Source organism: Methylobacillus draconifructus, from assembly GCF_045984355.1.
In the GTDB taxonomy this organism is placed as follows: Bacteria; Pseudomonadota; Gammaproteobacteria; order Burkholderiales; family Methylophilaceae; genus Methylobacillus; species Methylobacillus flagellatus_A.
This window is the reverse complement of the sequence record NZ_JBJQII010000002.1, coordinates 303,815-324,879: the sequence shown is the minus strand read 5'-3', so window position 1 is coordinate 324,879 and position 21,065 is coordinate 303,815. Positions and strand designations below refer to the sequence as shown.

22 protein-coding genes are annotated in these 21,065 nt (G+C 60.9%); 9 read left to right on the top strand and 13 right to left on the bottom strand.

Going from position 1 to position 21,065, the window contains the following annotated elements; genetic code table 11:
- Positions 1-7: 7 nt before the first annotated feature.
- From ACJSDX_RS05340 to ACJSDX_RS05320, 5 genes are read right to left on the bottom strand one after another with little or no spacing between them, the layout of a single operon-like run.
- Positions 8-544 carry a tetratricopeptide repeat protein gene (locus tag ACJSDX_RS05340; protein WP_407993817.1) on the bottom strand — a complete coding sequence of 179 codons (537 nt, stop codon included), beginning with the start codon at positions 542-544 and terminating at the stop codon, positions 8-10.
- Entirely contained in the window at positions 535-1,515 is a 981-nt protein-coding gene (locus tag ACJSDX_RS05335; RefSeq protein ID WP_309566737.1) for a vWA domain-containing protein, read from the bottom strand. The genes ACJSDX_RS05340 and ACJSDX_RS05335 overlap by 10 nt, the downstream gene beginning before the upstream one ends.
- Positions 1,516-2,481 (bottom strand): hypothetical protein, encoded by a 966-nt coding sequence (locus ACJSDX_RS05330; protein WP_407993816.1) that lies wholly within the window; start codon positions 2,479-2,481, stop codon positions 1,516-1,518. It lies immediately after the preceding gene.
- 2 nt (positions 2,482-2,483) lie between these two features.
- On the bottom strand, positions 2,484-3,344 hold the full coding sequence (locus tag ACJSDX_RS05325; protein ID WP_407993815.1) for a DUF58 domain-containing protein: 861 nt from the start codon (positions 3,342-3,344) through the stop codon (positions 2,484-2,486).
- Between the two features lie 5 nt (positions 3,345-3,349).
- Positions 3,350-4,366, bottom strand: a complete 1,017-nt coding sequence (locus ACJSDX_RS05320; RefSeq protein WP_309566740.1) for an AAA family ATPase — start codon at positions 4,364-4,366, stop codon at positions 3,350-3,352.
- Between the two features lie 249 nt (positions 4,367-4,615).
- On the opposite strand from ACJSDX_RS05320, the gene fabA reads away from it, so the two are divergent.
- The 3 genes from fabA (at position 4,616) to ACJSDX_RS05305 (ending at position 7,933) form a co-directional block, all read left to right on the top strand.
- Entirely contained in the window at positions 4,616-5,131 is a 516-nt protein-coding gene (fabA, locus tag ACJSDX_RS05315; protein ID WP_309566741.1) for a 3-hydroxyacyl-[acyl-carrier-protein] dehydratase FabA, read from the top strand.
- A gap of 60 nt (positions 5,132-5,191) precedes the next feature.
- Entirely contained in the window at positions 5,192-6,415 is a 1,224-nt protein-coding gene (fabB, locus tag ACJSDX_RS05310) for a beta-ketoacyl-ACP synthase I (protein WP_407994011.1), read from the top strand.
- Positions 6,416-6,484: 69 nt separating this feature from the next.
- Entirely contained in the window at positions 6,485-7,933 is a 1,449-nt protein-coding gene (locus ACJSDX_RS05305) for an aminotransferase-like domain-containing protein (RefSeq protein ID WP_407993814.1), read from the top strand.
- 42 nt (positions 7,934-7,975) lie between these two features.
- Here the strand turns inward: ACJSDX_RS05305 and ACJSDX_RS05300 are convergent, their stop codons facing one another.
- Together ACJSDX_RS05300 and serB are read right to left on the bottom strand one after the other, a co-directional pair.
- A complete protein-coding gene (locus ACJSDX_RS05300; RefSeq protein WP_309566744.1) occupies positions 7,976-8,533 on the bottom strand; it encodes a peptidylprolyl isomerase in 558 nt (185 codons plus the stop codon).
- Positions 8,534-8,545: 12 nt separating this feature from the next.
- Positions 8,546-9,418: a phosphoserine phosphatase SerB gene (gene serB / locus ACJSDX_RS05295; protein WP_407993813.1), complete on the bottom strand. Its 873-nt coding sequence runs from the start codon at positions 9,416-9,418 to the stop codon at positions 8,546-8,548.
- 165 nt (positions 9,419-9,583) lie between these two features.
- Here serB and sucC point away from each other — a divergent pair, with 165 nt between their 5' ends.
- The 6 genes from sucC (at position 9,584) to ACJSDX_RS05265 (ending at position 15,110) form a co-directional block, all read left to right on the top strand.
- Entirely contained in the window at positions 9,584-10,747 is a 1,164-nt protein-coding gene (gene sucC / locus ACJSDX_RS05290) for an ADP-forming succinate--CoA ligase subunit beta (RefSeq protein WP_407993812.1), read from the top strand.
- 2 nt (positions 10,748-10,749) lie between these two features.
- Positions 10,750-11,628, top strand: a complete 879-nt coding sequence (gene sucD / locus ACJSDX_RS05285; protein ID WP_407993811.1) for a succinate--CoA ligase subunit alpha — start codon at positions 10,750-10,752, stop codon at positions 11,626-11,628.
- Positions 11,629-11,676: 48 nt separating this feature from the next.
- Entirely contained in the window at positions 11,677-12,630 is a 954-nt protein-coding gene (locus tag ACJSDX_RS05280) for an ankyrin repeat domain-containing protein (protein WP_407993810.1), read from the top strand.
- A gap of 63 nt (positions 12,631-12,693) precedes the next feature.
- Positions 12,694-14,301 (top strand): NAD+ synthase, encoded by a 1,608-nt coding sequence (locus tag ACJSDX_RS05275; RefSeq protein WP_407993809.1) that lies wholly within the window; start codon positions 12,694-12,696, stop codon positions 14,299-14,301.
- A gap of 36 nt (positions 14,302-14,337) precedes the next feature.
- Complete coding sequence (locus ACJSDX_RS05270; RefSeq protein ID WP_309566749.1) at positions 14,338-14,676, top strand: P-II family nitrogen regulator; 339 nt, start codon at positions 14,338-14,340, stop codon at positions 14,674-14,676.
- A 53-nt stretch (positions 14,677-14,729) separates the two neighbouring features.
- Positions 14,730-15,110 (top strand): VOC family protein, encoded by a 381-nt coding sequence (locus tag ACJSDX_RS05265; RefSeq protein ID WP_407993808.1) that lies wholly within the window; start codon positions 14,730-14,732, stop codon positions 15,108-15,110.
- A gap of 97 nt (positions 15,111-15,207) precedes the next feature.
- Here ACJSDX_RS05265 and ACJSDX_RS05260 read toward each other — a convergent pair whose 3' ends face one another.
- The 6 genes from ACJSDX_RS05260 to ACJSDX_RS05235 all read right to left on the bottom strand — a co-directional run bounded on the left by ACJSDX_RS05260 (position 15,208) and on the right by ACJSDX_RS05235 (position 21,026).
- Complete coding sequence (locus ACJSDX_RS05260; RefSeq protein WP_407993807.1) at positions 15,208-17,145, bottom strand: FTR1 family protein; 1,938 nt, start codon at positions 17,143-17,145, stop codon at positions 15,208-15,210.
- Positions 17,146-17,191: 46 nt separating this feature from the next.
- Positions 17,192-18,946, bottom strand: a complete 1,755-nt coding sequence (locus tag ACJSDX_RS05255; protein WP_407993806.1) for a M61 family metallopeptidase — start codon at positions 18,944-18,946, stop codon at positions 17,192-17,194.
- Between the two features lie 90 nt (positions 18,947-19,036).
- Positions 19,037-19,888, bottom strand: a complete 852-nt coding sequence (locus tag ACJSDX_RS05250; RefSeq protein WP_407993805.1) for a peptidylprolyl isomerase — start codon at positions 19,886-19,888, stop codon at positions 19,037-19,039.
- A gap of 21 nt (positions 19,889-19,909) precedes the next feature.
- Positions 19,910-20,188 (bottom strand): BolA family protein, encoded by a 279-nt coding sequence (locus ACJSDX_RS05245; protein WP_407993804.1) that lies wholly within the window; start codon positions 20,186-20,188, stop codon positions 19,910-19,912.
- Positions 20,185-20,487 (bottom strand): YciI family protein, encoded by a 303-nt coding sequence (locus ACJSDX_RS05240; protein ID WP_407993803.1) that lies wholly within the window; start codon positions 20,485-20,487, stop codon positions 20,185-20,187. The genes ACJSDX_RS05245 and ACJSDX_RS05240 overlap by 4 nt, the downstream gene beginning before the upstream one ends.
- Entirely contained in the window at positions 20,487-21,026 is a 540-nt protein-coding gene (locus tag ACJSDX_RS05235; protein WP_309566756.1) for a septation protein A, read from the bottom strand. Before ACJSDX_RS05235 ends, ACJSDX_RS05240 begins: the two co-directional genes overlap by 1 nt.
- Positions 21,027-21,065 lie beyond the last annotated feature (39 nt).

Genomic DNA, 21,065 nt, shown 5'->3' with positions numbered 1-21,065 from the left:
GGTCTTGTTACGGCAGTCCTACCGGGATGTTGCCCATGATGAGGCCGGGCGAGTCTGATTCGCCCGATCCCGGCGTGGGGGTCGAGGGCAGCATGCTGAGCACGCGGTCGAGGTTATGGCGCGCATCCCAGAAGCTGTGGTCGAGACGCAGGGATTGCTCGTAGGCCGTGCGTGCCTGGTTGAGCAGGTATTCCGTCTCGTCTCGCACCGTGATGTCCCGCCCGTTCACCGCCAGGCCGCGCAGGAAGAAGATATTGCCGGTGTTGAACTGCACTGCGGATTTTTGCGTGCTGTCGCCTTTTTCCAGCAGTTGCCCGAACAGTTGCGTGGCTTCCTGGTAGCGTCCGTTGCGGGCCTGCCAGTAGGCCACCGCGAACTTGGCCTCATAGCTGTCCTGGCGCGTACTGGGGGATTTGCCTTGCTGGATGGCCTGGTTGAAGGCACGGATTTCCTGGATCTGGTAGGACTGCCATCCGGCCAGGCCGAGAGAGCCGATGGCGAGTAGGGCGAATCCCCAGATGAGCTTGCTGGCGCTTAGTGCCATGTTCTGACCTCGATGAATTTTGCCAGCAGCAGCAACGACAACAGCACGGCTGCCAGCAGGTAGCAATAGGGAGCGAAATCGCGGCCGGGAATTTCTTCCTGGTAGCGGATGGGTTTCTTTTCCTTGCGGTTGATGTCCTCGATCGCGGCGGCCAGCGATTTCGGATCTTCGGCCTCGTAGGCCTGGTAGCCGGTGCGCAGGGTCTTGAAGAAGTCGTTGAGCTCAAGCGCGGGCGGCAGCGGCTTGTCTTCCGGGGGCACATAGCTGGTATCGAAGATGCTGGTGGCGCCCGGCTGGCGCAGCACGATCCAGTACAGCGTCACGTTCATGCGCTCCAGCCAGTCGCGGATTTTCTGCTGGGTGTTGGCGCCCATGCGGCCGCCGCCGTCGGACAGCAGGATGATGGCGCGCGAACCCGAGTCGGGGGTCTTGTCGAACTGGGCGAGGCCGGTGGTGAGGCCGCTGCCGATATTGGTCTGGAACAGGGCGGCACCACCCGCAGCACGAATTGCCGCCAATATGGCCTCGCGGTTGTCAGTGAGTGGCAAGGCGTGCATGGCGGAGTTGCTGAAGGTGACCATGCCGAACATGTCGTTGCTGCGCTCATTGACGAAATGCGTGATGAGGCGCTCGGCCGCGGCGGCCTTGGATTCCCCGGCGACGCCGCTGGTTTCCGCGCCGGAGAAGGCTTCGTCCATGCTCGCGCTGCGGTCGATCACCAGCACCAGTTGCGCGCCCTGGCCGATGCGCTCGATATATTGCGCATCGGTCGCCGGCCCGGCGGCGCCCAATAGCATGAAGCACAGCGCCAGCGCGGCGAGTATTTTCAGCAATATGCCCAGCAAATCCGAGAGGCGGTCGCGCGGCAGCAGGCTCAACCAGGAATAGCTGCGGCTATGCTGGCGGTCCAGCAACAAGGGCGCCAGGCTGAGCGGCAGCAGCATGAGCAGCCAGGCGTGGTTGAAATTCACTTACTTCATCCCCCGCTCGATGTCGCGGCAGCGGCGGCCGAACTGGCGCAACCATGCGTGCGGGTCTGCCGGGACGTTCCGCTCGGAGCTGTCGAAAAATATCGCTCGGGACAATAAGAAAAAGCGCGCGACATCTTCCGCCAGCGGGGTGAAAGCGGGCTTGATGCGGATGATCTCCTCGGCGCTGAAGACGCTTTGCCTGCAACTCTGCTTGAACGCTTGGTGCAGGTGGTTGACGGCTGCTTCCAATCCGTCCGCGTCATGGCTGGTTTTCCTGAGCTTGCGATAGGCCTTGGCGAACGGGCCGCCCATGCGGGGCAGCCAGGCATGGTTGCCCAGGATGTACAACAGCCCGAGCAGGCTCAGTCCGAAGATGGCGAATGCGCCGTAAAGAACCTGCCGTTGCCTATGATCGCTGATCAGCAACGGGCCGCGCAGCGGGCTCATGTCCTTGCTGATATTGACCGAGCCATAAACGGCCAATGGCGAAATGCGGAAATTCCAGCTCGGGATACGCACCTGGAACAATTTGCCGTTGCCGGAGAACTTCACGAACTCTGGCGGTAATGCAGCCGGCTTGGCGACGATGCTGGAGGTGAACACCTGGTAGCTGAGTTCCAGCGTGTAGATGTTCTGGCCGTTTTCGTGCGATTCGCTGACCTTGCTGGCATAGATCTCGATGCCCTGTTCCTTGTTGCGGTAGCGCTTCTGGTTGCCGGGGATGGGCAGCGAGGTCGGCAGCAGCTTGTACTGATCGTTGACCTTGAGCGTGATGGTACGGCTGAGGACATCGCCGACGTGGTACCCCACTTCGCGTGCCGGGTTTTTGGCTATGATCTCGACAGGCGGGTCGTCGGCCTTCGCGGCAGGAGTTTCAGCCGCGGGAACCTCCGCCGCCTGGGCCGGAATGCTTGCCAGCATGGCGGCCAGCAAGAGGAATATGTTGAATCTGTGGAGTGCGATCATGTTCATGCTGTCACAAACTGGTAGAAGTATTCCGTCAAGGCGTCTGCGTCGAAGCCTTGCTCGATAAAGAAGGGCGGGACGTCGAAGCGCATGAACAATGCGTTGAGTGCGGCATGGCGTTCTGCAAATGCCGCCTGGATGCGGGCGTGGGTGGATTTGCGCAACATCAGCGTACGTTTCTCGCCGGTCTCGCTGTCGGTGACATGCGTCAGCCCGAATTCGGGGATGGCGCTGTATTCGGCCACATCCCACAACACGATGGGCACGATATGGTGCCGCTGCATGGAAACCAGTGCTTCCTCGAGAGCTTCCAGCGGCATGTGGAAGTCCGAGACTAGCAAGACCAATGCGCGTTCGCGCGGCAGGTAGCGGCTGACCTGCAGGATGCCCGCACCGCCGACATGGGGAGGGCGGTAGTCTTTCAAGGATTCAGCCAGCAAGTAGGCCGCCTGCACCCGCGTGCTGGCAGGGATTACCCACGCGTCACGGACTTCCTCGTCGAAGCCGATGAAGCCGAAAGGGTCGTTGATGCGAGAAGCCGACTGTGCGGCGGAGGCGGTGATTTCCGCGGCAATCCTGAGCTTGTTGAAATGGCCGGAGAACCCCATTGAGCCAGATAGGTCGCAAGCGACGAACACGGGCACCGCGCTGCGCTGGTTGTAGATGCGCACATAGACCTGCTCCATTGGGTCGCGCAGGCTGAGGCGCAAATCGATACGCCGCGGGTCGGGATAGGAGATCAGGGGCGCATGCCCGACGAAATCCATGCCCAGCCCGCGTTGCGCGCTGGCATGGCGGCCAGGATGGCGGCCGCGGGAACGCCAGCCGATCTGGTAGCTGAACTCCTTGGCTAGCTCGTTCATGGCGTTCAGGTGGCGCTGATGGTGTGAATGGCCTGGCTGAGCAGTTCGCGTGCAATCTCGGTGCGGCGCATTTCGTAAATCGGGTTGAAGACCAGTCGGTGCGCGATGGTTTCGTGGAACACGGCATGAATGTCTTCGGGCAGCACCGCCTCGCGGCCGTTGAGCCAGGCGTTGACGCGCGCTGCGCGCATCATCATGGCGATCCCGCGCGGACTGGCGCCGGCCACCACCAGGCGCTTGATGTCCACGCCTTCGACCTTGAGGCCATAATCGGCCGGGCTACGGGTCGCCAGCCAGAGGTCGAGCGTATAACGGCGCAAGGCAGGGCTGGCCTGCACGCTGGACTGGATCAGCGATGCGATCTGGTTGAGCCCGTCGAACTGCAGGATGCCTGGATTCACCTGGTCGACCAGGGCATCGACGTCATGGAAGCGCGTCTCGAAAATCAATGATTCCATGATGTCGGCGTCGGCTGGGACGGTGATGGGGATTTCCATCATGAAGCGGTCGCGCGCGGCGGAGGGGATTTCGAACGTCTCTTCTTTTTCCACCTGGTTGCGGTCGGCGAACACCAGCATGTGGGGAAAATGATGCTCGCGGTTGAAGGCGGACAAGGTGCGTTCCGCCATCACGCGCAACAGCAGCGAGTGTACCTGCGGACGCGCGCGGTTGATTTCGTTGAAGAAAAACACCGACAGGTTGGTGCCGTGCGACAGCAGCGGGCCCGGGCTCACGTGCGGGCGGCCGTCGTCCCCGAGGTAGGTGTGGTACACCAGGTCGTTGGGCATCAGGTCTATGGTGCCCTCGATACGCTGGTAGCCGCCGCCGATGCCTCGCGTGAAGGCGCGCAGCAACGTCGTCTTGCCGACGCCGACATCGCCCTCCAGCAGTACGTGGCCGCGGGCAAAGATGGCGGTGGTGATCAGGCGTATCGCATTGGCCTGGCCGACCACGACCTGATTGACGTTGTTTTCCAATTGCAATGCCTGCGCACGCCAGTCGGCCAATTGACGGTCACTCATGTGGTGGATTCCAGTACTAGGTTGAATGGTTGATGGGGAAAATTTCCCGTATGGTAGGGCTTTTAATTCATGGTGTAAACAGATCGGTATAGTTTTGGCGCGGGCTTGCCGTTTTGTGCCGTCATACACGGCAAGCCGGTGGAACCGGGACTGGATTTGCGGAGATTTATTAATACTTTCACAGCTTAGGGCTTTTGTTAAAAAGCATTTCAGGCGAAAATAACGGGATTATCAGTACAGAATAATTAAATGCAAAAACAGAATAGTTTCACCTTTGAAGAATTGCTTTCTTGTGGTCGTGGCGAAATGTTCGGGGAAGGCAATGCGCAATTGCCCTTGCCGCCGATGTTGATGTTTGACCGGATCGTCTCCATTACTGAAGATGGCGGTCAATATGGCAACGGGCAGATTATCGCGGAGCTGGACGTCAGGCCCGACCTCTGGTTCTTCAACTGCCATTTCGAGGGCGACCCGGTGATGCCGGGTTGTCTGGGCCTGGATGCCATGTGGCAATTGGTAGGTTTCTACCTCGGCTGGATGGGCGGCAAGGGCCGCGGCCGCGCATTGGGCGCGGGCGAAGTGAAGTTTACCGGCCAGGTGCTGCCTACTGGTAAACTGATTACTTATCGTATTGACCTCAAGCGCGTGATTATGCGCAAGCTGGTCATGGGCATCGCCGATGCCCACATGGAAATTGACGGTCGCGAGATTTATGCAGCCAACGACTTGCGCGTCGGCCTGTTCACACGCACCGACAATTTCTAGCAGATTATTCTGCTGAAACAGCCTATCGCTATTGATTGAATTAATGTGGGAGAACACGCAATGCGTCGTGTCGTCGTCACCGGGATGGGCATCATTTCCAGTCTCGGTAACAACAAATCTGAAGTCCTGGACAGCCTGAAGGCAGGCCGTTCCGGCATCCGTTTTCAACAGGAGTATGTTGATCAGGGGCTGCGTTCGCACGTCGCCGGCTCGATCGAGAACCTCGAGCTGGAAGCCCTGATCGACCGCAAGCTCATGCGCTTCATGGGCAAGGGGCATGCCTATGCCTGGCTGGCCATGCAGGAGGCGATTGCCGATGCCGGCCTGCCGCCCGAACTGGTGTCCAATATCCGCACCGGTCTGATCGTGGGCCAGGGTGGTGCCTCGCACGAGAACATCCTGTCCGGCGTGGATACCTTGCGTGCCAAGGGCGTGCGCCGCGTCGGCCCTTACATGGTGACCAAGGCCATGGCGAGCGGGGTGTCCGCATGCCTGGCGACGGGTGCCGAGATCAAGGGCATCAACTATGGCATCAGTTCCGCCTGTGCGACCAGCGCCCACTGTATCGGCGCAGCCGTGGAGCAGATTCAGCTCGGCAAGCAGGATATCGTGTTTGCCGGCGGAGGCGAGGAAGAGCACTGGACGCTGTCCTTCATGTTCGATGCCATGGGCGCATTGTCCAGCAAGTACAACGCGACCCCGGAGAAGGCATCTCGCACGTATGACGTCGACCGCGACGGCTTCGTGATTTCCGGCGGTGGCGGCATCGTGGTGGTCGAGGAGTACGAGCATGCCAAGGCGCGCGGCGCGAAGATCTATGCCGAAATCGTCGGCTACGGCGCGACTTCCGACGGCTACGACATGGTGGCGCCTAGCGGCGAGGGCGCCGAGCGTTGCATGCGCCTGGCCTTGCAAGGCGTGGAAGGTCAGGTGGATTACATCAACACCCACGGCACCAGCACGCCGGTGGGCGACGTGAAGGAGCTGGAAGCGATCCGCGCCGTGTTCGGCGGCAGCGATGTCGCGATCGCCTCCACCAAGTCGCTGTCCGGCCATGCGCTGGGCGCCGCAGGCGTCAATGAGGCGATCTATACCCTGCTGATGATGGAGAATAACTTCATCGCGGCTTCGGCCAATATCGACAATCTCGACCCGGCAGCCGAAGGCCTGAACATCGTGCGCGAGCGCATCGACAACGCCAATATCCAGACCGCGGTGTCGAACAGCTTCGGTTTCGGCGGTACCAATGCCACGCTAACATTCTCGCGCAGGCAGCTTGCTTGATCTGATTGAACGGGGCCGATGGCCCCGTTGTCATGTTGGAGTCTGGAGTGTGTATCAAGGGCTGTGGGTATGAAACGCTATGAAAAGCTGGTGCACGATATTGCGACGGCCATTCGCTCCGGGGTGCTCGCTCCAGGCGAAAAACTGCCTTCCGTGCGCCAGGCCTGCCTCAATCACAAGCTGAGCCCTGCCACGGTTTTCCGCGCCTATTACGAACTGGAAAACCTGGGCCTGATCCGCGCCCAGCCCAAATCGGGCTATTACGTCAGCAACCATGCCATCAAGCAGCTGGCTTCCAAGACCACGCCCGCGCCCGGGCAGGAAAGCACCGCCGTCAGCATTTCCGACATGGTGTTTTCCATCCTTGGCTCGATCAAGGACCCGGACACGGTGCCGCTTGGCTCGGCTTTTCCCTGGCCGGGATTGTTCCCGCTGGAGCGCCTGTCCCGCTCATTGGCGCATGCCACGCGCGACATGGGTCCAGCCGCCATCGTCGAGTCATTGCCGCCCGGCAACCGCGACCTGCGCCGGCAGATTGCAAGGCGTTATCTCATGCAGGGCATAGAGGCGGATGTCGATAGTATATTGATCACCAATGGCGCCTTCGAGGCATTGAATCTGTGCCTCGAGGCCGTCACCAAGCCCGGAGACCTGGTCGCCATCGAGTCGCCTGCCTTTTACGGGTGCTTGCAGGCGCTGGAGCGCCTGCAGTTGAAGGCGGTGGAAATCCCGGTAGACCCGGTGCTGGGCATGGACCTCGAGTACCTGGAAAGAATGCTGGAAAAGTGCCCGATACGCGCTTGCTGGAGCATGACCAGCTTCCAGAACCCCATGGGGGTTTCCATGCCCGCGGAGCGCAAGCAGGCGCTGGTCGAGCTGTTGACACGGCACAGCATTCCCTTGATCGAGGACGACGTATACGGCGAGCTCTATTTCGGCATGCAGGAGCACAGGCCTGCCAAGGCGTATGACAAGGAAGGCTATGTCATGCATTGCAGCTCGTTCTCCAAGACGCTGGCGCCCGGCTACCGCATTGGCTGGGCGTTGCTGCCAAGCCGCTTCGAGCGCGAAGTGGAGCGGCTCAAAGTGATCACTTCCTTATCCACCAGTACGATCGCCCAGGCGGCGATCGCGGATTTCCTCCAGCATGGAGGCTATGATCGCCACTTGCGCAGGCTCCGCACCAAGTTCGAGTTGCAGCAATATCAGTATCTGCACTTGATCGCGCAGCATTTCCCCGCGGAAGCGCAGGTGACGCGACCCCATGGCGGGTATTTCCTCTGGGTGGCCTTGCCGGAGGAGGTGGACGCATTGATGTTGTTCCAACGCGCGCTGGAGCAGGGAGTGAGCATTGCGCCCGGCCCGATCTTCTCTGCCCGGCGTCAATGCTGCAATTGCATCCGCATCAATTACAGCAAGCCGGTGGATGCCGAGATCGAGCGGGCGTTCAAGACCTTGGGACGTTTGATGGGTACGCTTGAGAGGTGCGATGCGGCCATCAGTGCGGACGAAAGGTGAGGTTGCCTGGCTGTGATGCCAGCCAGGCCTGTTGACCAGCTTTTATTCCTTGATCGTGACCGACTCGATCACGATGTTCTGGAATGGCGCGTCGCCGCCGTCGGTGGGCATGATCGCGATACGCTGCACCACATCCATGCCCTTGATCACGCGGCCGAACACGGTATAGCCCCATCCCGTCTCGGAGCGTTCGCTGAAATTGAGCGAGGCGTTGTTGGCGACGTTGATGAAGAACTGGTCGGAAGCCGAATGGGGATCGCCGGTGCGCGCCATGGCGATCGTGCCGGTGGCGTTGGTCAGGCCGTTGTCCGCCTCGTTCCTGATCGGCGGATGCGTGGGCTTGGGCTCGAAATTGGCGTCCAGCCCGCCGCCTTGGATCATGAAGCCTGCGATCACGCGGTGGAAGATCGTGCCTGCGTAATGGCCTTCCTTGGCGTAGCGGATGAAGTTGGCCACGGTGTTGGGGGCTTTTTCGCTATTGAGGTCGACGACAATCAGACCCTCGCTGGTCTGGATTTCGGCGAGCGGCTCGGCCATGGCCGGCATGGTTCCCAATAACAGGACCAGGAGTGTTGGCAGATGCAGGAGTTTGGACAGCATAGAACAATTTCCTCAATGACAAGTTGGGGCTGAAGATACGGACAACGGGGCAAACAAATACACCAGGCCTTCCAGATCGACGTGGTTGAGCGCGTAGGTGGCTTGCTGCTGTACAACGGGTTTTGCATGGTAGGCCACGCCGCAGCCGGCGGCAGACATCATCTTGAGGTCGTTGGCGCCGTCGCCGATGGCGGCCACCTGGTCGTGCCGCAGGCCCAGCTCCTGGCGGAAGCGCTCCAGATAGTCGGCCTTGGCCTGGGCGTCGACAATATGGCCGAGCAGGCGCCCGGTCAGCTTGCCATCGACGATCTCCAGCGAATTGGCCTTGGCGACGTCCAGGTCCAGCATGTCCTTGACCCGGTCGGCAAAGAAGTCGAAGCCGCCAGACACCAGCATGGTCTTGATGCCGTGCTGCTTGCACGCCGCGATCCAGGCTTGCGCGCCGGGCGTCAATTGCAGTCGCTCGTCGATCACGCGCTGCAAGGCAGACGCGTCCAGCCCCTTGAGCAGGGCCACGCGGCGGCGCAGGCTTTCGGCAAACTCGATCTCGCCGCGCATCGCGCTCTCCGTGATCGCCGCGACTTGCGGCTTGAGGCCTTGCATGTCGGCAATCTCGTCTATGCACTCTATGGTGATCAGGGTGGAGTCCATGTCCATCACCGCCAGGCCCAGGTTGTTCAGCTGATGTTTGTCTTCCACCAGCGCGACGTCAATGCGCTGCTCGAGGCAGAACGCATGCAGTGCGGGAGGAATCTCTGCCTGGCCAGCCAACTGATAGGCATGTTCGCCGATCTGGATAAACTGCTGGTGGCTGGCGCTGAGTAGCTGGTGGATATGGGCCAATTGCTCGAATCTGATTGCCGGGCCCTGGATGACGAGGCGCATATGCGAAAACACTATGGGGTGAAAATTGGGCTTTATTATACATGGCTGTAACTATTGCCGGATTCGAACTTGCTCGCCTGCTGATGCGGCCCCTGGGTCTCCGTGCTGGCGCAATACGGGGATTTGCGCGAAAATACGCTATTAGTCCATCACAAAAGTAAAAACATGAATTTGCATGAGTATCAGGCCAAGGCGCTGCTGCAGCGTTACGGCGTGAACGTGCCGCGCAGCCAAGTGGCGGAGACGGCACAGGCAGCTGTGGATGCCGCGCGGGCCCTGGAGGGCGATGCCTGGGTGGTCAAGGCCCAGGTGCATGCCGGCGGCCGCGGCAAGGCCGGCGGCGTCAAGCTGGTGCGCAACCTGGACGAGGTGCAGGATATCGCGGTCAGCCTGCTTGGCAAGCGCTTGGTCACCTACCAGAACGCTCCGGACGGCCAGCCCGTGGAAAAAGTGCTGGTCGAGGAAACGCTGCCGATCGCCCGTGAACTGTATGTCTCCATGCTCGTGGACCGCTCGCTGGAGCGCGTCGTGCTGGTCGCTTCGGCTGCGGGCGGCATGGAAATCGAGGAAATCGCCAAGGACAGTCCGGAAAAAATCCTGCAGGAGGTCTGCGACCCGCTGAACGGGTTGGTGGATTACCAGGCACGCAATATCGCGTTTGCCCTGGGGCTGGCCGGCGACCAGATCGCGGCGTTCACGCGGCTGGCCAAGGGGCTGTACCGCCTGTTCAAGGAAAACGACCTGGCATTGCTGGAAATCAATCCGCTGATCGTTACCGCGGAAGGCGCCCTAGTGGCGCTGGATTGCAAGATGAGCGTCGATGACAATGCGCTCTACCGCCGCCGCGAACTTGCGGAGCAGCGGGACTGGAGTCAGGACGACGCCAAGGAGGCCGAGGCGCATAATGCCGGGCTCAACTACATTGCTTTGAACGGCAATATCGGCTGTATGGTGAACGGCGCCGGCCTGGCCATGGCGACCATGGACCTGATCAAGCTGCACGGCGGCGCGCCCGCCAACTTCCTCGACGTCGGCGGCGGCGCTACCGCGACCACGGTGGCGCGCGCGTTCAAGATCATTCTCGCCGACCCCAACGTCAAGGCCATTCTCGTCAATATCTTCGGCGGCATCATGCGTTGCGACATCATTGCCGAAGGCATCATCACTGCAGTCAAGGAAGTGGGCATCGAGATTCCCGTGGTGGTCCGCCTGGAAGGCACCAATGTCGAGCTCGGCCGCAAGATGCTGAGAGAGAGCGGCTTATCCATAATTTCTGCCGCAGGCCTCACCGATGCCGCGCAGCAGGCAGTAGCAGCAGTGAAGGCGTAACGATGGCGATACTGGTCAACAAGCATACCAAGGTCCTCTGCCAGGGCTTTACCGGCAAGCAGGGCACATTCCATTCCGAGCAGGCGCTGGCCTACGGCACCCAGATGGTGGGCGGCGTCACGCCGGGCAAGGGCGGTCAACGCCATCTCGACCTGCCCGTTTTCAATACCATGCGCGCCGCAGTGGGCGAGACAGGGGCCAATGCCTCGGTGATTTACGTGCCTCCCGCATTCGCCGCGGATTCCATCCTGGAAGCCTGCGATGCGGGCATCGAGCTGATCGTCTGCATTACCGAGGGCATCCCGGTGCTGGACATGCTCAACGTCAAGGCGGCGCTCCAGGCCAACGGCGCCCGGTTGGTCGGCCCCAACTGTCCCGGCGTGATCACGCCGGACGAATGCAAAATCGGCATCATGCCCGGCAGCATCCACCTGCGCGGCAAGGTCGGCATCGTATCGCGCTCCGGCACCTTGACCTATGAGGCCGTGCACCAGACGACGGCGCTGGGCCTGGGGCAGTCCACTTGCGTCGGCATCGGCGGCGACCCGATCCGCGGCATGGATTTCGTCGATTGCCTAGAGCTGTTCGAGGCCGATCCGGAAACCGAGGCGATCATCATGGTGGGCGAGATCGGCGGCAGCGACGAAGAGGCGGCGGCGGAATACATCAAGCAATACGTGAGCAAGCCGGTCGCGGGTTACATTGCCGGCCAGACGGCGCCAGCGGGCAAGCGCATGGGGCATGCAGGCGCGATCATTTCCGGCGGCAGCGGCAAGGCCGAGGACAAGATCAGGGCATTGGAGCAAGCCGGGGTCGTGGTGGCCAGTTCGCCGGCGGGGCTGGGCGAAGCGGTCCAGGCCGCGATCAAGGCCAAGCAATAGGTATCGGGTAGGCAATTTGTGTTCAATTTATCAGCCATGGAAATCTCTATGTTGCGTCGTTTAACTGCAGTGGTGCTCTGTAGCGCATGGCTGGGCATGGCGGCAGCGCCCGCCATTGCGCAGGACCAGGTGCCTTACCTCCTGACCGTGTCGTCCAAGGGCGACCTTGCCACCGTCAAGTCATTGCTGAACAGCGGGGTCAATCCCAATACCAAGGATGCGGAGGGCATCACCGCCCTGATGTACGCGGCGCGCAAGGACAAGGCGGACGTCGCACGCGCCTTGCTGGAAAAAGGGGCCGACGTGAACGCCAAGGATGCGGGCGGCTGGACGGCGCTCATGTTCGCAGCCAAGAAGAACTTTGTCGCCACCGCCAAGGTGCTGCTCGAGCATGGCGCGGATGCCAAGGTGCGCGACGAATCCGGTTGGAGCGCATTGGGCATGGCGGCAACCTCCGGCTACAGCGAAATGGTGGGCCTGTTGGTGGAGCGCGGCATCGACCCCAGCAGCAAGAGCGACGACGGCAAGAGCATCCTCATGTATGCCGCCAGAAACGGCGATATCGACACTATCAATACCCTGCTGGCCCAGGGCGCCGACATCGCCGCACGCGACCGTTTCGGCCTGACCGCGCTCATGTATGCGGCGCGCGAGGGCAACGCAGAGGCGACCGCATTGCTGCTCGACAAGGGCGCCAAGGTGGACGCCCAGGACAAGACCAAGTGGACCGCGCTGGGCTGGGCTGTCAAGAAGTCCCAGGAGGCAACGGCCAAGGTGTTGATCGAGAAGGGCGCCAACGTCAACCACAGGGATTCCGAAGGCACGCCCATCCTGCAATATGCAGTGAGCGAGGGCAATGTCGAGCTGGTCAAGCTGCTGCTGGCCAGCGGCGCCGACGTGAAGGCCAAGGACCAGTACGGCCTGACCGCGCTGGTCTACGCCCTGAAAGGCAAGAAACCCGAAATCGTGCAGTTGATCAAGGATGCAGGTGGCAGCTACTAAAGTGCAGTTATGCCGGATGCAGCAATGTCGCGGATGCCGGCTTTTGCAAATTGCAGGCGTGACATGAAGATCGCGGTTGCTCAACTCAACGCCACGGCCGGCGACCTGGGAGGCAATGCCGCCAGGATCGTCGAACAGGCCCTGCGTGCCGAAGCCGTCGGGGCGACCTTGCTGCTCTGTCCCGAACTGGCGTTGTCCGGATATTCTCCTGAGGACCTGCTGTTGCGGGACGATTTCAACCAGGCATGCGAGCGCGCGCTGCATGCCTTGGCGCAGGAGTTGCCCGCTGCATTGACCGTGGTGGTCGGGCATCCGCGCAAGCATCTTGGCAACCGCTATAACGCGGCCTCGGTGCTGGAGGGCGGCAAGGTCCGCCATACCTATCATAAAGAACTGCTGCCCAACGACAGCGTGTTCGACGAAGTGCGCTACTTCAGCGAGGGCAGCGAGGCGCTGGTCATCGACCACCGGGGCCATAAGCTCGGCATCGTGATCTGTGCCGACGTCTGGGCGCCCGAGCCCGCCCGCCGCGCGCGCGATGCGGGCGCGGAATTGCTGCTGGTGCTGAATGCCTCGCCGTATCACATCGGCAAGCAGCAGGAACGCCATGCCGTGGTGCGCGACCGCATCAAGGAAACCGGGTTGCCCGTGGTCTATGTCAACCTGGTCGGCGGCCAGGATGAGCTGGTATTCGACGGAGCGTCGTTCGTGATGAACGATGAAGGCACATTGACGCAGCAACTGCCGTCATTTGAGGAGGCATTGGGCATCGTGTCCTTCAGCGATGGGGCGCCCGAGCTGGCGGAGGTTCATCCTGTGCCCGAGTTGGAACCGGCGGTTTATCAGGCGCTGAGCCTGGGGTTCCGGGATTACGTCGTCAAGAACAATTTTCCTGGCGTGCTGCTTGGCTTGTCGGGAGGCATCGATTCCGCACTGACGCTGGCGATTGCCGTGGATGTGCTGGGTGCCGACAAGGTGCAGGCAGTGATGATGCCTTCGGAGTTCACGGCTTCCATCAGCATGGAGGATGCCCGTGCGATGGCGGCGGGGCTCGGCGTGCGCTATAGCGAGGTTGCGATAGGCTCCGTATTCGAATCGTTTTGCGCGGCCTTGGCGCCGGAGTTTGCTGGCAAGCCGTTCGACACTGCGGAGGAAAACCTGCAGGCGCGCATTCGCGGCACCTTGCTGATGGCGATTTCCAACAAGTTTGGCAGCATCGTCGTGACCACCGGCAACAAGAGCGAGACTGCGGTAGGATATTCGACATTGTATGGGGATATGGCGGGCGGGTTTGCCTTGCTCAAGGACGTTTCCAAGACCTTGGTCTACCAGCTGGCCAAATACCGGAATATGATCAGTCCAGTGATTCCCGAGCGTATCATCGTGAGGCCGCCGTCAGCGGAATTGCGCCATGGGCAGACCGATCAGGACAGCTTGCCGGATTACGCCGTGCTGGACGGTATCATGGAGGCTTACGTCGAGCACGACTATAGCTGGGAAGAGATCTTGGCCCTGGGTTACCGTGAGCAGGATGTGCTCCGGGTCACCCGGTTGATCGACCGGAACGAGTACAAGCGGCGTCAAGCCCCTATTGGAGTCCGTGTGACGAAACGCGGGTTTGGCAAGGACAGGCGCTACCCATTGACCAACAAGTTTGCGTTCAATGGATAGCTTCAAGCGGAAAGCAAACAGGAGAAGGGATAAGAGATGAAGAAAATTGAAGCAGTGATCAAGCCATTCAAGCTGGACGAGGTGCGCGAGGCGCTGTCCGAGATCGGGGCGAACGGGCTGACCGTGACCGAAGTGAAGGGGTTCGGCCGGCAGAAAGGCCATACCGAACTTTACCGCGGCGCAGAGTACGTGGTGGATTTCCTGCCCAAGATCAAGGTCGAGCTGGTGGTGACCGACGATATCGTCGATGCGGCGGTGGAGTCCATCATCAAGGCAGCGCGCACCGGCAAGATCGGCGACGGCAAGATTTTTGTCACGCCCGTGGAACAGATCATCCGTATCCGTACCGGCGAGACTGACGAAGCTGCAATCTAATTAGCCTACGCTTTCGTTTTACCCAAATGTTTGCCTTGAATGGAGGGTGAGCTGTGATCAAGATCAAGCAGATGCTGCATACCGGCATCATCGTGTCCGACATGGAGCGTTCGCGCGCTTTCTACGAGGGCTTGCTCGGCCTGGTGCCGAGCGACAAGCGCCCGCCATTGAGCTTTGACGGCGCCTGGTACGATATCGGCATCAACCAGCTGCACCTGATGGTCGTGCCCGACCCCTACGCAGATGCCGAGCTTCCCGCCCACGGAGGACGGGACTACCACGTGGCCTTTGCCGTGGACGACGTGATGGAGATCAAGCAGGCATTGGACGAGGCCGGCGTGGAGTATTCCATGAGCATGTCCGGGCGGGCGGCCTTGTTTTGCCGCGACCCCGACGGCAATGCGCTGGAGTTCTCCGCCGTGAAGATGGATTGACCGCGCTTGTTCATTGCGTCCATCAGTCCGGGAGCAACCGGCTGATCCTGTCGAGCAGACAAAAAAGCCTGGCAACATGCCAGGCTTTTTTTTGCGTTTAATGTTTTTCCTGCTGCCGGCTGAGCAGCGTGCCGGCGACGATGAGCGCCAGCACTATGCCTTGCGCGGTAAGCGTCTGGATGGTGGGGTGTATGCCCAGCAGCGGCAGGCTGAAAAAGTGGATGCGGTCTGCGGCAATGACGCCGGCCTCCTGCAGCGCTGCGATGCCATTGCCTGCGAACACGACGGCCAGCAAGGCCAGCAGGCCTGCCGTGGCGGCGAAGAACTTGCCCAGCGGCAGACGGACGCTGAATTTGAGAATCGCCCATGAAATGATCGCCAGCAGGACGGCGGCCGCTACGATGCCCCCGATTACGGCGCCCTGGCCTTCGGCTCCTGCCTGCGCCCACAGCGCCTGGTAGAACAGGATGACCTCGAACAGCTCACGGTATACCGCGAGGAACGACACCCCGGCAATCGCCCACCAGGTGCGCTTGTTGAGGGCGGCGGTCACGTGGTGGCTGATGAATTGTTGCCAGGCGTGGGCGTGTGACTTGCTGTGCAGCCAGTAGCCCACGTACAGCAGCATGGCGGCGGCAACCAGCGCGGTGACGCCCTCTGTCATCTCGCGGCCCGCGCCGGAGATGGTGAGCAGGTAGCTCGCGACGAACCAGGTGACGCCGCCCAGCACGACGGCGAAGATCCAGCCGAGGTGGAAGTAGGGCAGGGCATCACGCCTGCCGGTCTTGCTGATGAAGGCGCTCAATGCGGCGAGGATGAGGATGGCTTCCAGCCCTTCGCGCAACAGGATCAATAGCGAGCTGACGAACGCGGTCACGCCGGTCAGGCTGCCGGACCCCAGCCTTTCATCGGCTTCGTCGAGCAGGTCGTTGATCCGATCGATTTGCGCTTCGACTTCATCAGCGCCGGCATTGCGCGCGATGGCGCTGCGCAGGTCCATCATGTGGCGCTCGATCTCGAGGCGGAGCGGCTTGTCGATGTTGTCCAGGCTGTTTTCCACCAACTCGAAACCTTCGAGGTAGGCGCTGATGGCATGCTGGCGCGCATTGGCATAGTCGCCATCGCGATAGGCTGCCAGCGCGGCCTCCAGCTTGCTGCGCGAAATGTTGAGCGGGTTGCCGGCAACCGCCTGCAATGCGGACGGTTGGGCGGCGAGGTAGGTTTGCACGTCGCTGAGGCCGGCCTGCTCAAGCTCGGCAGGGGCCTGCATCACCAATTGCTTCAGGCTGCCCAGTTCCGCCTTGCCGCGACCCTGTTGCCATGATTGCTCGCCAGCGGCCTTCTGCTCGTCGGTGGCGCGCAAGGTGCTCACATAGAACGCCAGGCTCCAGCGATCGGCCTCGGGCAGCTGCGCATAGGATTGCATCGGGGTGCCGTTCACGCCCAGTGTGATGGTGTTGTAGAGGCCGTAGATGCTGCGCATGCGCATGCGGTCCTGGTCGTGGAAATTGCTGGGCTCCGGTTCCAGCCCCTTTGCCAGCGGGCCATCCCCGTGGCCGGTGGCGCCGTGGCAGGCGGCGCAGGTTTCACCGAACAATTGCGCGCCGCGGTTGAGGTCGGGAATGTCCTTGGGCGCGACGGTGATCTTGTACGCCTGGATCACGGCAAGACGCAGGTTGTTGGCAGTTGCAGATACGGCTTCGCCTTCCGCTTTTGCCAGGATCTGCTCGCGCAGCTTTGCCGCCTGCTTGAGCAATTCCGCCTGCTGGGTAACGGCAGGCAGTTCCGCGATCAGGTTGGCGGACTGGGTGGCGAACTCGAGCTGCTCCTCATACTCCTCAGGATTGAGCACTTCGCCGCCCTGCACGAACTCGGGATAGTCCACGCTGACGTAATCCAGCATATGCACCGCAGTCTGCGCTTTTTCTTCGTTGGTGACGGCAAAGGCAGGATACTGGCCGGCCAGCCAGATCAAGCTGCCGATCACAAGCGCAGGCAAGGAGGGCAGCAGGCGGGGCAGGGCAATGGGTGTCATGGGTTCTAACCTTGTGTAATGCAGGTGCGGGGAATCTAGTATTTTATCAACTTATGGCAAGCCAGTCCTGCCGCAATTGGTCCTGTGCCGGTTTGCGTTTGTCGTCCAGCGCGAGCGTAGCGTCGGTCAGCGCATGGTCGCGCGGCTTGATGACGGTCGTCATGAGTTCGTCGCGGCGGAAGAAATGCAGGCCGATTTGGTTGCGCCCGCGCTTGAGCTGCTGCTTGAGCCCTTTGGCGCTGGCCTTCAGGTTGTCTTGCGCGACGAGCACGTCGCCTGCCGCCAGGCCTGCGTGTTCAGCCGCACTGCCGCTGAAGACATGGCTGATGCGGGTGTCGTCGTTCGCGAGCTGCAGGCCCAGCCATTGCCGCGCCAGGTCGGCGTCGCTGGTTTTGGGCGCGATGAAGCGGATGCCGAATTTCGACAGCAGCTTTTCCAGCGGCGGGTCCCCGCAGCCTTGCACGCAGTCGCGGAACAGCGAGGCGAGCCTGTCGCCGCAGGTTTCCCTGATCAAGCCCTGCATGCTGCCTTCATCCACGAGTACGCCGCGCTTGTAGTTGTCCCATAGCGCCAGCATGACGTCGTCGAGCGAGCGCCCTTTGAGCCGCAGGCTGAGATCTATCGCCAAGGCGACCAGCGAGCCCTTGAGGTAATAGCTAATCTGGCTGTTGGGCGTGTTTTCATCCGGCTTGTAGAGCTTGATCCAGGTGTCGAAGCTGGACTCCTCCAGCGCCTGCACTTGGCGCCCCGGCGTGCGCAGGTAGCGTGTGAGGTCCTTGCTCAACGCGGCGAGGTATTCCTGCTCGCTCATGAGGCCGCTGCGCACCAGCGCCAGGGTGTCGTAATAGGCGGTGAAGCCCTCGAACACCCATAGCAGGCGCGTGTAGGCCTCGCGGCTGAGGTCCAGGCTGGCAAAGGCGCTGGGGCGGATGCGCTTGACGTGCCAGGCATGGAAATATTCATGGCTGCACAGGCCGAGAAAGTCCTGGTATTGCTGCCGGTCGTGCTGTTCATGCTTCACCGGCAGCCAGCTGCGCGGGCAGATCAGGCTGGTGGAGTCGCTGTGTTCGAGCCCGCCGTACTGGTTGTCGGCCGCGGCATAGAGCAGGAAATCGTAGCGCTTGAACGGGGCCTCGCCGAAAAAGCGGATATGGTGCTCGCAGATTTTCTTCAGGTCGCGGCCGATGGTTTTGAGGTCCGCTTCGTGCCTGCCCGAGACGACCAGGCGGTGCGGCACACCCATGGCCTTGAACTCTGCAATGGCCAAGGTGCCGATCTCGACCGGATAGTCGATCAAGGCCTGGTAGTCGCTCGCCTCGTAGAGGCCAAAGCCGTTCGAGCTGGTTTTGCGGGCCGGCAGCGTGGTGGCGATGGACCAGCCTGCATAGGCCTTGCCCGGGTGGTGGATTTCGACGCTGCAATGTTCCTGCTCTTGCCCGGCTACTTGCAGGAACAGGCTGCTGCCGTTGAAGTAGGCGCGGGTGTGGTCGAGGTAGGCGGTGCGCACCGAGAGGTCGTAGGCGTACACCTGGTAGCGGATGACGAGCGGGTGCTTGCAAGGCGCTGCGACCCAGGTGCTTTTGTCGACCTTGCGCAGCTCGACTTCTTGCCCATCGCTGCTTGCATTGATACTGACGATGTGGCGCGCGAAATCTCTGACCAGGTAGCTGCCGGGCAGCCAGGCCGGCAACGACAGGCGCTGGCCTTCGGCTGCCGGGTGGGCGATGCGGCATTCCAGCTCGAACAAGTGGCTTTGCGGCGTATCGAAACGCACGTCATAGTGGATATTGTGTGGCTTCATTGGCAGTAAGCTCGATCAGGTCAGTATCAATATGAAAAAAGCCCGCCGCCGGGCGGGCTTTTCCGTGTCAAGCAGAGTGTTGCTTAAGGATTACTTGGCGACAGTGGCGCCGGCGGGAGCCTCGATCTTGGCCTTGCTGCGCAGGTCGGTCAGCAGTTTTTCCAGGTTGCGCTGTTGCAATTGCTTCTGCAGGCCATCCTTCACGTCGTCATAGGATGGCGGTTGCGTGGTGCGTGTGTCTTCCAGCTTGATGACGTGCCAGCCGAACTGGGTCTGTACCGGAGTTGTAGTGTACTTGCCCTTTTGCAGCTTGGCGACGGCATCGCTGAACGGCTTCACCATGCCGGCCGGTGCAAACCAGCCCAGGTCGCCGCCTTTTTCTTGTGAGCCGGGGTCCTTGGATTTTTCCTTGGCCAGCTTGGCGAAATCACCGCCCTTGCCGAGTTGGGCGATGATGTCCTTGGCTTCGGCTTCGGTCGGCACCAGGATGTGACGCGCGCTGTATTCCTTGTCTCCCAGCTCCTGCTTGTATTTCTCGTATGCCAGCTTGGTGTCGGCCTCGCTCACGGGGTGCTTCTTGATGTAGTCCTGCAGGAAGGTGTTGACCAGCAGTTCGCGGCGGGTCAGCTCTTCCTTGGCAAGGTAGTCAGGCTGCTTGTCCAGGCCAGTGCGCTGTGCTTCCTGGTAGATCAGTTCACTGCCGATCAGCTTGTTGATGATGACGTTCTTGACGTTGTCGTCCACATTCTGGCCGCGGGAAGAGGCTTCCTTGGCAATGTAATCGTACAGGGATTGCTTGATCGGCTTGCCGTTGACGGTGGCAACGCTGCCGTTGGCGCCAGCAGCAAAAGCGGGTTGCAGGATACCGAAGGCAACCGTGGCAATCAGGGCGCTGGTAGTGAGTTTCATGAGAATTCCTTGGCTGGTTAAAATGGATGTCATAAAGTTGAGCGTGCTAACGTATCAGTCAATTGTGACAACAGGAGGTTCATCTGCCGCAATCGCCTGGATGCTGAGCGCATGTATTTTCTGTGGGATCAGGTCGCCCAGTATTGCATAAACCTGGCGGTGCCGCATGACCTGGGACTTGCCGGAAAACTGCGCGCTGGCAATGGTCACGAAGAAATGCCCGCCGCCGTTGCTGCCCGCGTGGCCCCTGTGCAGGGCGCTGTCGTCACGAATCTCCAACGCGGTGGGTTCCAGTACCGAGAGTCTGCTGCGGATTTCTTCTGTCAGGGTCATGCTGGCAATGTCTTGCGAAAAGGTTTGACTGTGACAGTGGAATAAACGCCTGCGTTCACGAACGGGTCATCATTGGCCCAGGCTTGCGCAGCCTCCAGGCTGTCGAACTCCGCCACGATCAGGCTGCCGGTGAAGCCGGCCGGGCCCGGGTCATTGCTGTCGGTCGCGGGAAAGGGGCCGGCCAGCAACAGGCGGCCCGCGTCCTGCAACGCCTTTAGGCGCTCAAGGTGGGGAGGGCGGGCAGCCAGGCGCTTTTCCAGGCTGTCGGGGGCGTCTTCCGCGATGATGGCGTACCACATTATTTCTTATCCTGTTCGATGATGTGCTTGTTAAGCAGCAGGGTCTGGCCGATCACGAATACGAACATCAGGCCCATGGTGCCAAACAGCTTGAAATCCACCCAGAGGTCGGTGGAGTAATTGAAGGCGACATATAGGTTGAGGAAGCCCAGCAGCAGGAAGAACATCGCCCATGCCAGGTTGAGGCGGCTCCAGATCGGGTCCGGCATGGCAATCTGCTTTTCCATGAAGCTGCGGATCAGGTTGCGTTTGAACAGCCACTGGCTGCCCAGCAGGCCGACGGTAAATACCCAATAGAGGATGGTGGGCTTCCATTTGATGAAGCTTTCATCGTGCAGCCACAAGGTGGCGCCGCCAAACACCACGATGATGACGCCGCTCATGATCAGCGCGTTGTCCACCTTGCCGGTCCTGGCCTTGGCCCAGACGATCTGGGCGATGGTGGCGACAATCGCAGCGGCAGTGGCTTCGTAAATGCCGAACAGCTTGTAAACGATGAAAAAAAGAATAACCGGGAATAAATCGTAAAGAAACTTCATGTGTCGTCCGCAGGCCGTGCGCTAGGGTGCATCGGGATT

What these genes read in the sequence shown, in the direction of transcription:
- ACJSDX_RS05340 (WP_407993817.1), bottom strand. Translation starts at nt 544, where the DNA reads ATGGCACTAAGCGCCAGCAAGCTCATCTGGGGATTCGCCCTACTCGCC.
- ACJSDX_RS05330 (WP_407993816.1), bottom strand. Translation starts at nt 2,481, where the DNA reads ATGATCGCACTCCACAGATTCAACATATTCCTCTTGCTGGCCGCCATG.
- ACJSDX_RS05325 (WP_407993815.1), bottom strand. Translation starts at nt 3,344, where the DNA reads ATGAACGAGCTAGCCAAGGAGTTCAGCTACCAGATCGGCTGGCGTTCC.
- ACJSDX_RS05320 (WP_309566740.1), bottom strand. Translation starts at nt 4,366, where the DNA reads ATGAGTGACCGTCAATTGGCCGACTGGCGTGCGCAGGCATTGCAATTG.
- fabA (WP_309566741.1), top strand. Translation starts at nt 4,616, where the DNA reads ATGCAAAAACAGAATAGTTTCACCTTTGAAGAATTGCTTTCTTGTGGT.
- fabB (WP_407994011.1), top strand. Translation starts at nt 5,192, where the DNA reads ATGCGTCGTGTCGTCGTCACCGGGATGGGCATCATTTCCAGTCTCGGT.
- ACJSDX_RS05305 (WP_407993814.1), top strand. Translation starts at nt 6,485, where the DNA reads ATGAAACGCTATGAAAAGCTGGTGCACGATATTGCGACGGCCATTCGC.
- ACJSDX_RS05300 (WP_309566744.1), bottom strand. Translation starts at nt 8,533, where the DNA reads ATGCTGTCCAAACTCCTGCATCTGCCAACACTCCTGGTCCTGTTATTG.
- serB (WP_407993813.1), bottom strand. Translation starts at nt 9,418, where the DNA reads ATGCGCCTCGTCATCCAGGGCCCGGCAATCAGATTCGAGCAATTGGCC.
- sucC (WP_407993812.1), top strand. Translation starts at nt 9,584, where the DNA reads ATGAATTTGCATGAGTATCAGGCCAAGGCGCTGCTGCAGCGTTACGGC.
- sucD (WP_407993811.1), top strand. Translation starts at nt 10,750, where the DNA reads ATGGCGATACTGGTCAACAAGCATACCAAGGTCCTCTGCCAGGGCTTT.
- ACJSDX_RS05280 (WP_407993810.1), top strand. Translation starts at nt 11,677, where the DNA reads ATGTTGCGTCGTTTAACTGCAGTGGTGCTCTGTAGCGCATGGCTGGGC.
- ACJSDX_RS05275 (WP_407993809.1), top strand. Translation starts at nt 12,694, where the DNA reads ATGAAGATCGCGGTTGCTCAACTCAACGCCACGGCCGGCGACCTGGGA.
- ACJSDX_RS05270 (WP_309566749.1), top strand. Translation starts at nt 14,338, where the DNA reads ATGAAGAAAATTGAAGCAGTGATCAAGCCATTCAAGCTGGACGAGGTG.
- ACJSDX_RS05260 (WP_407993807.1), bottom strand. Translation starts at nt 17,145, where the DNA reads ATGACACCCATTGCCCTGCCCCGCCTGCTGCCCTCCTTGCCTGCGCTT.
- ACJSDX_RS05255 (WP_407993806.1), bottom strand. Translation starts at nt 18,946, where the DNA reads ATGAAGCCACACAATATCCACTATGACGTGCGTTTCGATACGCCGCAA.
- ACJSDX_RS05250 (WP_407993805.1), bottom strand. Translation starts at nt 19,888, where the DNA reads ATGACATCCATTTTAACCAGCCAAGGAATTCTCATGAAACTCACTACC.
- ACJSDX_RS05245 (WP_407993804.1), bottom strand. Translation starts at nt 20,188, where the DNA reads ATGACCCTGACAGAAGAAATCCGCAGCAGACTCTCGGTACTGGAACCC.
- ACJSDX_RS05240 (WP_407993803.1), bottom strand. Translation starts at nt 20,487, where the DNA reads ATGTGGTACGCCATCATCGCGGAAGACGCCCCCGACAGCCTGGAAAAG.
- ACJSDX_RS05235 (WP_309566756.1), bottom strand. Translation starts at nt 21,026, where the DNA reads ATGAAGTTTCTTTACGATTTATTCCCGGTTATTCTTTTTTTCATCGTT.